Genomic DNA, 12,713 nt, shown 5'->3' with positions numbered 1-12,713 from the left:
AGTGTACTCAGTCGCAATTTAACGACTAGCAAAAAAGTCAAATCCGACATCTGAAATCAGACATTAGACATCTTTCTTATTTCGCGCCAAACACTTTCTTCAAAATATCCGTTGTTCTTGCCAATGGATTTTTCCTGATTTCTTTTTCTTCCAGTGCTATCTGGAAAAAAATACCACTCATAGCACGCTCAGTAACATAAGCTGATAAATCAGGGTTCAGTTTCTGACGTACCAAAGGAAGTTTATTGTAGCTGGTCACCAGGCTGTTCCAATGTTTGGTAGCATCTACTTTTTGCAGGGAAGCTTCAATCACCGGACGAAAAGCTTCAGTAAGGGGATCCGTTGTTTTATTTTTCAGGTAAGCAGTGGCTGCTGTATCTGATCCTTTTAATATACCTACTGCATCCTGTACGCTCATTTGTTTAATGGCATTGGTAAAAATGGGAGCTGCACTTTTACAGGCATCTTCTGCAGCCCGGTTCATGCTCAGAATGGCTTCATCAACCTGTTTGCCCAATCCAACACTGCGTAATGTTTTTTCTATCTTCTGGGCCTCAGGTGGCAGCAATATTTTTAAAGCCGCATTGGCAAAAAAGCCGTCGGTTTGCGATAAAAGATTCGAACCTTTGAGTGTGCCCTGCACCAATGCTTCTTTTAAACCGGCTACAATATCGTCATTTGCCAGACCTGTCTGGTTACCAGATACTGCATTTTTAGCCTTATTTATTAATCCTCCCAGTCCCTGGGCATCTGTATTAAATTGTAGAACGATCAAAACAAATAGGGTAACGATTCTTTTCATACTGCTTTTTTATAACCTGTTCAAAAATGATACCAAATCGGATACATCAAAAATATACCGTTCAACAAGATAAAGATGTGAAGGATAACTTATAAAATGATCCGGCAAGGGGTAAAATGGACGGACGGTTGTCCGGAATTACAATTAGCGCTTATCTTGTATCCATAAAATATGAAGCATGAAACAACTGTTTACCCTTGTATTACTTTCTTTTTTGGTACTCACCGCCATTAATGGTGAAGCGCAAACCAGTACATTTATCCTGATGCGTCATGCGGAGAAAGATACCAGTACACAAGGCTCAACAATGATGCAGGCCGATCCCAAGCTGAGTGCTGCAGGTGAAACCAGGGCCGCAAGCATTCCTGAAGTATTAAAAGCATTTTCTCCTGACGCGATTTATTCTACCAATTTTATCAGAACCAAATCAACCGTAACACCACTTTCAAAAAAAGTAGGTAAGGAAATACAGGTATATGACCCCCGTAACCTGAAAGGATTTGCCGAGGAGCTACTCAAAATGGAGGGTAAAACAGTCGTAGTGGCAGGGCATTCCAATTCAACCCCCATGCTGGTAAATTTGCTCCTCAAGGAAAATAAGTTCCCCAATCTCGATGAATCAGTATATGATACTTACTGGATTGTGACCGTAAAAGACGGTAAGGCAGAAGCTAAGCAGATGAAGTATTAGCCCTTTTTTGCCTTACAAATCGTAAGTTTGCGGCCTGAAAAGTCCGAAGTTCCGGAAGTCCGGAAGTCCGAAGAAACTGCCAACAGTTTCCCGTTCTTCCGGACTTTCCGACTTTCTGTCTCTCTGACTAAGCATTATGAAGTACGAAAAAGAGATCAACCGTCGCAAAACATTTGCCATTATTTCTCACCCCGATGCGGGTAAAACCACGCTGACAGAAAAACTGTTGTTATTTGGAGGTGCCATTCAGACGGCTGGTGCTGTTAAAAGCAATAAGATCAAAAAACATGCGACCTCCGATTTTATGGAGATTGAAAGACAAAGAGGTATCTCGGTAGCTACCTCAGTGATGTCTTTTGAATACAGTAATACCCTGATCAACCTGTTGGATACACCGGGGCACAAAGACTTTGCGGAAGATACTTATCGTACGCTGACGGCTGTCGATAGCGTAATACTGGTGGTTGATAGTGTAAATGGGGTTGAGGACCAGACCCGCAGACTGATGGAAGTGTGCCGGATGCGCGATACACCGGTGATCGTTTTCATCAACAAAATGGATCGGGATGGTAAGAATCGCTTTGACCTTTTGGAGGAAATTGAAAAGGAACTGCATATTTCGCTACACCCGATGACATGGCCCATTAACAGTGGTAAAGAGTTTAAAGGTGTATATAACCTGGACAATAAAAGTCTGCGTTTATTTACAGCCAGCACCAAAGCCGATGACGATGATACCATTGCGATTGATGATCTCTCTTCTGTTTTACTGGATGAAAAAGTTGGAGAAAAAGATGCAGCGCAACTACGAGAGGACGTAGAGTTGATTGATGGAGTGTATGGAGAATTGAAAGTAGAAGATTACCTCACGGCTAAAATTGCACCTGTATTTTTTGGTAGTGCTGTTAATAATTTCGGGGTAAAGGAAATGCTCGACACATTTATCCGTATTGCACCTGTGCCCAGAAGCAGGAATACATCTGCCAGAACAGTAGAAGTTGGAGAAGATAAATTCAGCGGATTTATTTTTAAAATACATGCCAACCTCGATCCAAAGCACCGCGACCGTATTGCGTTTATGCGTGTTTGTAGTGGCAGGTTTGAGCGTAATAAATACTATCATCATGTTCGGCTGGATAAGGATATGCGTTTCAGCAACCCTTACAGTTTCATGGCCCGCAGCAAAGATGTGATTGAAGATGCGTATGCAGGCGACGTAGTAGGGTTGTTTGATACAGGTAATTTTAAAATTGGTGATACATTGACCGAAGGAGAGGATTTTTATTTTACAGGTATCCCCACTTTTTCACCGGAAATATTTAAGGAGCTGGTGAACAAGGATCCGATGAAAACCAAACAACTGGAAAAAGGAATCAGCCAGTTAACAGATGAGGGGGTGGCGCAATTGTTTACACAGTTTGGAGGGAATAAAAAAATTATTGGTTGTGTGGGGGAGCTTCAGTTTGAAGTGATTCAATACAGGTTATTACAGGAATATGGAGCAGCTTGTGAATTCAGGACCTTGCCATTCTATAAAGCCTGCTGGCTCACCTGTACCGATCAGAAAAAACTGGATGATTTCCTTCGTTTCAAGCAACAGAATTCAGCAGAAGACAAAGACGGACATCCTGTATATCTTGCGCAAAGCGAATGGTTCCTGAATACAGAGATTACCAACAATCCTGATATCAAATTTCATTTCTCCAGCGAAATACACAAGTAAAGGGTTCTTATTATTTCTCTGTGGTTGTTTATTACCGCAGAGAAATAAGAGTGCAGAGATTAATTGGCTATGGGTAACTGAATGGTAAATACAGCACCCTTGTTTTTACCTTCACTGAAAGCAGCAATCATGCCTCCATGGTTTTGAATGACTTTTCGGGTAAGGTATAATCCTACACCTGAGGATACTTCACCATCAGTGCCTGTTTTTCCTTCTGAAGTAAATCTTTGAAAAAGTAGTTCTGCCTTTCCAGATTCAAACCCAATTCCTTTATCCGCTACCAGTAAATGGATATGTCCGCTGAATACATGTAGTTTGATGATGACTTCAGCATCGCGGTGAGAGAATTTGATGGCATTTGCGATGATATTCGAAATAGCCTGGGCGAGAAGGCGACTGTTACATTTTACCTGGATGTCTGGAATCGGGTGAACTGTAATTTTGATTTGTTTTCTTGAGGCAGATAACTGTTGCATATCGATCGACTGCAATAAAATATCTCTCATGTTTTTTGCCTCAAAAACATGAGAAATTTCATTTTCATTTCCTGTTTCCAGAATCTGAATAATATCTTTAATAAAAACTAATTGTTCCTCAGACAATCTCTGTATAGCAGCTCCATATTTAGCAGAGGTCTCAGGATCTTTTTCCGATTGTAATAATTCTCCCAAACCAATTAATTGGGAAAAAGGAGTACGAAGATCATGCGATAACAATGTAAGGATGTCTCTTCGCTCTTTTAAAAGTGCATCCATGGAGTCAATCGTAACCTGAACCTGTTGTAATAGTTGTCCTGCTTCATCGGTATAATGCACAGGTAAAGCTGGAATGATTTTTTTACGGGTATAATCCTGTAATGCATTTTTAGCCTGTAGAATGGGCCATAGTAGACTTTTTAATAACAGTAGCGTGAGACCGGTGGCAACCAAAGTAGCAGCTAAAGCTACGATTATTACAGTCCAGCCCTTTAACGGCATCCAGTCAAATACAATTGCAATAATCAGTACGATCAGGGGTATATGAACGCCAATAAAAGCAATAAATAAAAATTTCAATGTGTAATTCGATGACAAAAAACCAGGTCTCGAAAACAAATGGTAGGCGTTTCTCATAAATTGTTATATAAGGATTGCATTACAAAAATGCTTTCTTTGTACCGTAAAGGGGGGTAAAACTTAAAAAAAGATTAAAAAATGTATTTATTTGATACTAATAGATTGATTATCAGGCAATTTAATCTTTCAGATGTGGAGCACTTTTTTCAGTTAAACAGTCATCCAGACGTGATGCGTTATATAAGACCAGTAAAAAGCAGGGAAGAGTGCGATACTTTTTTGGGAGAAAATATACAATTATACCAGGATGGCTCGGCTATTGGGCGGTATCATGTGGCCGAAAAATCCACCAGTGAGTTTGCAGGTACTTTTTCTGTACTCATGATGCCAGACCGAGATGCATTTCATATTGGTTATGCACTCATGCCCTGGGCACAGGGTCGTGGTTGGGCAAAAGAACTGATACAGGGTGGCTTGCAATGGTTGGCAGTTAAAAGCGAAAGACCTGAAATTTTTGCCATTACAGAACCGGCTAATATAGTATCGGTAGCTTTGCTGCAAAAAGCTGGTTTTCAACCGATGCCGGATATCATTGATCATGGAAAAAAACTGAATGTGTTCATGATTCAGCGTACAACCGTACTACAGCAACCTGCTTCTGCCACCTAATTACTACCTTTGCCGCCACTTATGAAATCGAAAACACTCAAGAAAGATAAGGTCAATATCATTACCCTTGGTTGCAGCAAGAACCTGGTAGACAGTGAAGTGCTGAGCGGACAACTAAGTGCCAATGCCATTGATGTGGTGCATGAAAATAAAAAACTGGATCACAATATTGTGGTGGTGAATACCTGTGGTTTTATTGACAAAGCAAAAGAAGAGAGCATCAATACCATTCTCGACCAGGTAGAACTGAAGAGAAGAGGGAAGCTCGATAAAGTATATGTTACAGGTTGCTTAAGCGAGCGCTATCGTGGCGATCTGGAAGCAGAAATGCCGGAAGTAGACGCCTGGTTTGGTACGATGGAACTGCCCCTCATCCTCAAAAAATTTGAAGCCGACTATAAGGCAGAACTGGTCGGGGAAAGATTATTGAGTACACCGCAGCATTATGCCTACATGAAGATCAGTGAAGGTTGTAACCGTACCTGTTCTTTCTGTGCCATTCCATTGATGCGTGGTCAACATGTGAGTAAACCCATTGAAGAGTTAGTAGCCGAAGCGGAAGGACTGGTAAAAAAAGGGGTGAAAGAAATCATGCTCATTGCCCAGGAACTGACTTATTACGGACTCGATATCTATAAAAAACGTGAACTCCCCAGACTATTACATGCGCTGGCCGATGTAAAAGGGATTGAATGGATACGTTTGCATTATGCTTATCCCAGTAAGTTTCCGCTGGAAGTATTGGATGTGATGCGTGAACGGGATAATATCTGTAAATACCTCGACATGCCTTTACAACATGCAAGCAATAATATGCTGAAAGCCATGCGAAGGAATATTACCCGAGAAGAAATGGGTGAACTGATTCAGCAGATCAGGGAAAAAGTACCGGGTATCTGTTTGCGGACCACTTTAATTGCGGGCTTCCCCGGCGAAACAGCAGAAGATGTGGAAGAACTGAAAGATTTTCTGCGCGAACACCGTTTCGACCGCGTAGGAATTTTTAGTTACAGCCATGAGGAAAATACCAGTGCCTACGACCTGGAAGATAATATCTCAGCAGAGGTAAAAGCAGAAAGAGCGCAGGAGATCATGGAAGTGCAACAGGAAATCAGCTATGAAAAGAACCAGGAAAAAGTAGGAAAGATATTTAAAGTGTTAATCGATAAAAAAGAAGCTGGCCGCTATCTGGGCAGAACAGAATTTGACAGTGTGGAAGTTGATAATGAGGTAGTGGTTCATTCCGCCAAAAAATTAACCCCCGGTGAATTCGTTCAGGTACGAATTACAAAAGCCTACGATTACGATCTGGAAGGGGAAGCAATTTGAACAACAGAGAAACAATAGAATGTCCAATGGTCAAGTCGTATTAATTCGTAATTGGATATTCTATTGTTTCTCTGTTCTTCTGTTTGCTAGCAGCCGCGGGTTTTCTATCCATGAGAAATAGAAAGCAATGGCGAGTGAAACCAACAGGTAGGTGATCATTACATAAAAAGCTCCGTTAAACAGGTTATTCATACCAAACCAATCGCCGGTACGGATCAATATAGTAATACCAAAGGCGAATTTCAGCGTTTCCCAGAACCAGGCATATTTATTTCTGTCCATCAGTTCAGTAAAAGCATATACCTGTAAAAAAATAAAGCCACCATAAATAAATATACCCGGACTTCCAATGCTGGCAATATTACCAAAACAGTAACTGATGAGTAGAAGTGTAGTCACCATTTGTATCCATGACCATGCAAGCAAGGTTTGGGTGTTACCGGTTTCGTATTTATCAAAATGATACACATCTTCAATTTTATAAACCGGGTATTTTTCTGCCACATCTGCCGGGCGCCAGCCAGTGGGCATGAGCCAGATACGGAATTTATCTTTCCAGTTTTGTGCATGCCAGGCATCTTTTATCAGCAGCCACATATGCATAAAATTGATCTTGATCGGGTTCCAGGTACGAACAGGTCTGGTGATGCCATATACGGCGGGAACATCCGGTAATTCTTTCTGGTAAGTGCCAAACAGTTGATCCCAGAAAATGAAAATCTGGCCATAATTTTTATCCATATACTCCTTGTTGATGGCATGGTGTACACGGTGATGGGAAGGTGTTACAATAATATTTTCGAGGAACCCCATTTTATGAATATGCTGCGTATGGTACCAGAACTGTGCAAATAAATGTAAAGGTGCCACAATAGCTACTACCTGTCCGGGTACTCCCAATAGGGCTGCGGGCAATAAAAAGATGGTAAAGATTTTTACAATCGAAGAAATACTTTGTCTTAATGCACAGGCCAGGTTAAAATCTTCACTGCTGTGATGGATGATATGATTGTTCCAGAAGAAATTATATTCATGTGCAATACGGTGTATCCAGTAACCGGCAAAATCCAGTGCCATAAAGGCGATAAAATAAGTCAGAAAACCGGATGATACTTTTGTAATGGCAAAATGTTCTACCATCCATTCATAACTGATGATGGCAAAACCAAGGCCAAGTACGTCTTTGGTAACATTGGTAACACCCGAACTCAGGCTGGAAATCATATCAAGTGTACGAACGGTTTCTTTTCCTTTGTACCAGCCATACCATTTTTCAAATAGTACCAGCAATAAAAACACAGGCATGGCAATCAGGATGATTTTTCCGTAGGTTTCCATATGCAATCGTAGTAGAGATAAATGTAAGGATATTCCGGGAATCGTCAATGGTGAACGAGCAATGGTGGAGAGGGAAGTTTGCCAGGGTTGCTTGCGGTCAACATCAAACCCTATTATACACGATTGACCATTCACCATTCACTATTCACGCCCCACCCTTGTTAAAAATGACCAACGGCTTCACGTATTTGCAGTAAATTGTACTTTTACGCCTCAATATGAAGCATCACTGTACCCGTTTATCTTACGAAAGCACCGGATATTTTTCATCGATTGTAGCCGATTATTTAGCAGAGGCAGCAACAATTCGCCCTTTTTATACGCATCTGCCCAATCTAGACGGGATCAGTAGCGCCATACAATCACGTGAAAAATTTGCTACGCCAAGGAATGTATTGGTCAGTGCTTTACAGGAACAATACAAAGCAGTTCACACAGATAAGTCAGTAACGTTTAATATTGAAGCCTTGGCTGATACAAAAACCTTTACGATAGTAACAGCACATCAACCCAATATATTTACCGGCCCACTTTATTTTATCTACAAGATTTTACATGCAATTCAACTGGCGAAACATTTGTCGGAACAATTACCGGCTTATCGTTTTGTACCCGTGTATTATATGGGAAGTGAAGACGCGGATCTGGATGAACTCGGACAAATCAGTATTGATGGAAATAAACTGAACTGGTCTACCTCGCAAACAGGTGCCGTGGGTAGAATGACAGTAGACAAAGAGCTGCTTAAATTATTAAGCGCTATTGAAGGACAAACCGGCGTACTGCCATTTGGAAAAGAACTCACTGAATTATTCAGACAGGCTTATACAAGCGGCAGAACCATTCAGGAAGCTACATTGCATCTGGTGAATGCATTATTTGGCAGGTTTGGATTGGTTGTGCTGATACCAGATCAGCAGATGCTGAAAGCGCAATTCAGTTCTGTTATACAAAAAGAATTAATAGAAGGATTTTCACACCGAATAGTAAGCAACACAATTGGCGAACTGGAAAAAAATTATAAGGTACAGGCTGGTGGAAGGGCCATCAATCTTTTTTACCTGATTAATGACAGGCGGGAGAGAATTGAAAAAGAAGGCGATGATTTTGTGGTAAATGCATTAAATCTTCGTTTTACCCAGACGCAGATACTGGATGAGTTGAATACTTATCCCGAACGGTTTAGTCCGAATGTAATATTGCGAGGGGCTTTCCAGGAAACCATCCTGCCCAATATTGCTTTTATTGGCGGTGGGGGAGAATTGGCTTACTGGTTGGAACTGAAAAAAGTATTCGAAGCTATTGAAGTACCATATCCCGTACTGGTATTGCGTAATTCTTTTCTGGTCATGACTTCGGAGCAGGAGAAAAGAATGCAAAAACTGGAACTCAATCACCAGGCACTTTTTAGCAAAGCCGATGTATTATTGGAACAACTGGTTAAAAAGAACACAAACCAACAACTCAGCTTAACAAGCGAAATGAACCTGCTTTCAAATTTGTATGATCAAATAAAGCTGCAGGCGGGTGCCATTGATGAAACACTGACGGCCCATGTAGCTTCTTTACAGGTAAAAGCAGCCAAACGGTTAATAGAACTGGAAAAGAAAATGTTGCGGGCTGAGAAAAGAAAATATGAGGCTGAGGGAAGACAGATTCAATCACTCAAAGCGCAATTATTCCCTAATGATAGCTTACAGGAACGTGTAGATAATATTTCAGGCTGGTATGGTCGTTATGGCACTGTATGGATTGATATGATCCTGCAAAACTCATTAAGCCTTGAGTCAGCATTTGTCATACTGACGATGGAGCAGGATCATGCCTGATCAAAATGATTGGGCCAATCTTTTTTAAGTCCATCTATTTTGCTTCCCACTTCATCCTGCATTTGCTTTTTATAAGCAGCCAGTTTCTCCCCAATAACAGTATTGGTCGATCCAATAATTTGTGCAGCAAGAATACCAGCATTTTTTGCCGCATTCAAAGCAACGGTTGCAACCGGAACACCGTTTGGCATTTGTAAAATGGATAATACAGAGTCCCAGCCATCAATTGAGTTAGATGATTTGATCGGAACACCAATCACAGGTAAAGTGGTAATGGCCGCTACCATTCCCGGTAAATGTGCCGCACCACCTGCCCCTGCAATAATCACCTGCAATCCCCGGGATTTTGCTTTCTCTGCATAATCAGCCATACGCTGTGGTGTTCTGTGAGCAGATACCACCGTTAATTCAAAAGCAATACCAAACTGTTTGAGTATATCAGCAGCAGCCTGCATAATGTTCAGGTCGCTGTCGCTACCCATAATAATACCAACGAGGGGAGAAGGATTAGTCATGTGTCAAAGATAATAAATCAAATATTATCCATATTTCATAGCTCCGGACTTAAGTCCGGGGCTATGAAATAAATGATGTTAGTTGATATCTTTTCCTTCTTTCAACAATACCACCGCACGTTCAACAAATGTTTTATTGGCACCCGGAGGAGCCAGCGGAAGGGCTTTTTCAGCCATTTCCAATGCTTTCTTGTAATCGCCAATAGCTGAATAGCCTCTGGCCATACCCAGTAAAGGCGTGAACTGACCGGGATTTTTCTGCAGGTTTAATTTGAAAATCTCCAGGGCCTCATTGTTTTTCTTTTGTTGTAATAACTGACGGGCATACTGGTGAATCTGGTTCATATTGCCCATATTCAATGCATCTTTCATACCAGCAGCAGCTTCGGCAGTACGACCCAATTTTTCAAGTATTTTTGCACGGGTGGAGAGGGTGGCAAAATTGCGATCACCCAATGCTGCATTTACAGATGTATCGGCCCATTGTAAGGCTTCTTCCAGGTTTACATTTTTATCCAGGCACCATTGTGCAGCCTGCTGCCAGGGCGACCAATAAAAACCCTTGTCGGTTCTGAGTTCTCTTCTGTATAAATCAAGCTGTTGCTGAACCAGATCGGTCTCTACTCTAAAAGGGATGGCTAATTTATCCCATAACAGACTAATGGTAGCAGCAGATTCTGTCTGGTTGGAGAAATCGTAGCGCAACCATTCTGCAGACTGTGTAGTAGCTACAGGTTTTACGGTAACGCGCAATGCATCTTTCTTAGGGTCGTAATAATAACTGCCCCATGATTGGTTATCAGTAGAGAAAATTAAGATGGATTGTTCAGCGCCATAGGCAATGTAAAAACCATAACGGCCTGCTTTCAGGGGTTTACCTTCAATGGTAACATCTTTATCAAATTCAATGACTGTGGTTTCATTGGCACCTGCACGCCAGGGAGCAGCCGTTGTATTGCCAAATCCCTGGTCAAAAAAACCAGGCTGAACGAGTTGCCCCCATATTTTTCCTTCCCTGCCTTTCACTGCAGGTCTGTCATAGTGAATGGTAACGGTGGTTAATCCAACTTGTTCACCCACCATGGCTTTTTTGTTGCCCCCGCTGGGTGGGGTAGTGAGTATTCTTTGTGCCTGAACAAAGCCTATGTTTAACAGGCAGCAGGCAAGCAATAATTTCTTCATGTTGTATCGTTTTATACTGGCAATCTACACAGAAGCATTTGTTCATCATACTTAAAATGACGAATGAATATTTCTGTGGATAACAGGCAAAAAAGCAGGTCGCCTATTTACATATAACGATGCATAGCCTGAAAAGGCATTAGGGTATGGATTTGATATGATAAGCGCTTACAGATCTAAGTACTACCGGTGCTTTTACTTCATGTATCGTAACACGAATACGATTGGTTTTGATGGTAGCAAAACTGGCAATTTTTTTTCTGCCGATGGTAGTGCCACTGTATATTTTTTCAAACTGCCCATTGTTCCAGTATTCAATACTGAAAGAAATGACCCTTTGTCCGTAATCAATCATTTCTTCCAGGCTCAGTGCATTTAATGTTTGTTCGCCACGAATGCTGAAAGTTAATTGCACATCTTTCCCCGACTTAGCCGCCCAGTATGTGCGGATATTTTTATCGGTAAGGTTGGATAAGTTTTGTTGTTGATCATTGGTTGTAATCACTGCGTGATTAAACAGATCGTTACGAAATGCTTCCGCCCTTAATTTGGCAAAACCCATGAGCGCAGCAGAATCAGTCGGATGGAACAGCCCTCTTCTGTCGGGAGGTACATTCAATAATAAATTACCTCCATTGCCAACAGATCGTAAGTAGATATTGAATAAGGTTTCAGCGGTTTTTACTTTATCATCTTCTTCTTTGTGATAAAACCATCCCGGTCTGATCGATACATCTGCTTCAGCCGGTATCCAGTGTTTACCATTCACATTTCCCTGGTTTAAAGTGTCTACATGCGGGGCACCTAATCCTCTTGCAAAACCCGCTGTATCCAACAGGTTCCAGTTGGTATTGCCAATAAAACCTTTTTCATTTCCACACCAGCGAATGCTCGGACCAATATCACTAAAGATGATCATGTTGGGTTGTAGCTTAAACACTGCTTCCTCAAATCGCTTAAAATCATACACCTGTTTTTTTCCATTTGGGCCTTCACCATTGGCACCATCCCACCAGAATTCAAAAAATGGACCATATTGCTGGATCAGCTCTTTCATGGTGGCGATATAAATATCATTGTACGCTGCTGTGCCATATTTGGGATGATTCCTGTCCCAGGGAGATAAATACACACCCATTTCAATGCCTTCTTTTTTGCAGGCTTCTGATAATGCTTTTACCACATTGCCTTTTCCATTCATCCATTTACTTTCCCTAACCGTATGTGTACTGTATTGACTGGGCCATAAAGAGAAACCATCGTGGTGTTTAGCGGTCAGAATAATGCCTTTGGCGCCAGACTGTTTTGCAATACGGGCCCATTGACGGCAATCCAATGACGTTGGATTGAAGATGTCTGGTCTTTCATCACCTTCACCCCATTCTTTATCCGTAAAAGTGTTGGGGCCAAAATGAATAAAGAGATAAAACTCCTTTTCGTGCCATGCCAGTTGTTGTTTGCTGGGAACGGGATAAACGGGTTGTATCTTCTGGGATTTGGATTGGTAGGATAGTAGAAGGGATAGGGCAATGATAATTTTTTTCACAGGCATAGTTTAAATAGAAATCAGTAAAGCATCA

Annotated in this window: 11 protein-coding genes; 5 read left to right on the top strand and 6 right to left on the bottom strand. The window is 41.4% G+C overall.

Annotation, left to right across the window (positions count from 1 at the left end):
* Positions 1-76 precede the first annotated feature (76 nt).
* Positions 77-802 carry a DUF4197 domain-containing protein gene (locus tag ACH3Z1_RS13865; protein ID WP_490822590.1) on the bottom strand — a complete coding sequence of 242 codons (726 nt, stop codon included), beginning with the start codon at positions 800-802 and terminating at the stop codon, positions 77-79.
* 178 nt (positions 803-980) lie between these two features.
* On the opposite strand from ACH3Z1_RS13865, the gene ACH3Z1_RS13860 reads away from it, so the two are divergent.
* Both ACH3Z1_RS13860 and ACH3Z1_RS13855 read left to right on the top strand, forming a co-directional pair.
* The gene (locus ACH3Z1_RS13860; protein WP_490822589.1) at positions 981-1,493 is read left to right on the top strand and encodes a phosphoglycerate mutase family protein; all 513 of its coding nucleotides are present in this window, start codon (positions 981-983) and stop codon (positions 1,491-1,493) included.
* A 136-nt stretch (positions 1,494-1,629) separates the two neighbouring features.
* Positions 1,630-3,216 carry a peptide chain release factor 3 gene (locus ACH3Z1_RS13855; RefSeq protein ID WP_490822588.1) on the top strand — a complete coding sequence of 529 codons (1,587 nt, stop codon included), beginning with the start codon at positions 1,630-1,632 and terminating at the stop codon, positions 3,214-3,216.
* Positions 3,217-3,275: 59 nt separating this feature from the next.
* Here ACH3Z1_RS13855 and ACH3Z1_RS13850 read toward each other — a convergent pair whose 3' ends face one another.
* Entirely contained in the window at positions 3,276-4,328 is a 1,053-nt protein-coding gene (locus tag ACH3Z1_RS13850; RefSeq protein WP_490822587.1) for a sensor histidine kinase, read from the bottom strand.
* Positions 4,329-4,409: 81 nt separating this feature from the next.
* On the opposite strand from ACH3Z1_RS13850, the gene ACH3Z1_RS13845 reads away from it, so the two are divergent.
* Positions 4,410-4,940 carry a GNAT family N-acetyltransferase gene (locus ACH3Z1_RS13845; protein WP_490822586.1) on the top strand — a complete coding sequence of 177 codons (531 nt, stop codon included), beginning with the start codon at positions 4,410-4,412 and terminating at the stop codon, positions 4,938-4,940.
* 21 nt (positions 4,941-4,961) lie between these two features.
* Positions 4,962-6,269, top strand: a complete 1,308-nt coding sequence (gene rimO, locus ACH3Z1_RS13840) for a 30S ribosomal protein S12 methylthiotransferase RimO (RefSeq protein WP_490822585.1) — start codon at positions 4,962-4,964, stop codon at positions 6,267-6,269.
* A 60-nt stretch (positions 6,270-6,329) separates the two neighbouring features.
* Here rimO and ACH3Z1_RS13835 read toward each other — a convergent pair whose 3' ends face one another.
* A complete protein-coding gene (locus ACH3Z1_RS13835) occupies positions 6,330-7,607 on the bottom strand; it encodes a sterol desaturase family protein (protein ID WP_490822584.1) in 1,278 nt (425 codons plus the stop codon).
* Positions 7,608-7,825: 218 nt separating this feature from the next.
* On the opposite strand from ACH3Z1_RS13835, the gene bshC reads away from it, so the two are divergent.
* Positions 7,826-9,436 carry a bacillithiol biosynthesis cysteine-adding enzyme BshC gene (gene bshC / locus ACH3Z1_RS13830; protein WP_490822583.1) on the top strand — a complete coding sequence of 537 codons (1,611 nt, stop codon included), beginning with the start codon at positions 7,826-7,828 and terminating at the stop codon, positions 9,434-9,436.
* On the opposite strand, the gene purE is transcribed toward bshC, so the two are convergent.
* From purE to ACH3Z1_RS13815, 3 genes are all read right to left on the bottom strand, one after another.
* Complete coding sequence (purE, locus tag ACH3Z1_RS13825; RefSeq protein ID WP_490822582.1) at positions 9,427-9,951, bottom strand: 5-(carboxyamino)imidazole ribonucleotide mutase; 525 nt, start codon at positions 9,949-9,951, stop codon at positions 9,427-9,429. The two genes, bshC and purE, sit on opposite strands and share 10 nt — an antisense overlap.
* 78 nt (positions 9,952-10,029) lie before the next feature.
* Positions 10,030-11,133, bottom strand: coding sequence for a DUF2911 domain-containing protein (locus tag ACH3Z1_RS13820; protein ID WP_490822581.1), 1,104 nt, complete (start codon positions 11,131-11,133; stop codon positions 10,030-10,032).
* 139 nt (positions 11,134-11,272) lie between these two features.
* A complete protein-coding gene (locus ACH3Z1_RS13815; RefSeq protein WP_490822580.1) occupies positions 11,273-12,679 on the bottom strand; it encodes an alpha-L-fucosidase in 1,407 nt (468 codons plus the stop codon).
* Positions 12,680-12,713: the final 34 nt, after the last annotated feature.

It is taken from the genome of Sediminibacterium sp. FW305-C-49 (assembly GCF_058231085.1).
The sequence above is the reverse complement of the archived record's forward strand: the minus strand, read 5'-3'. Positions and strand labels throughout refer to the sequence as shown.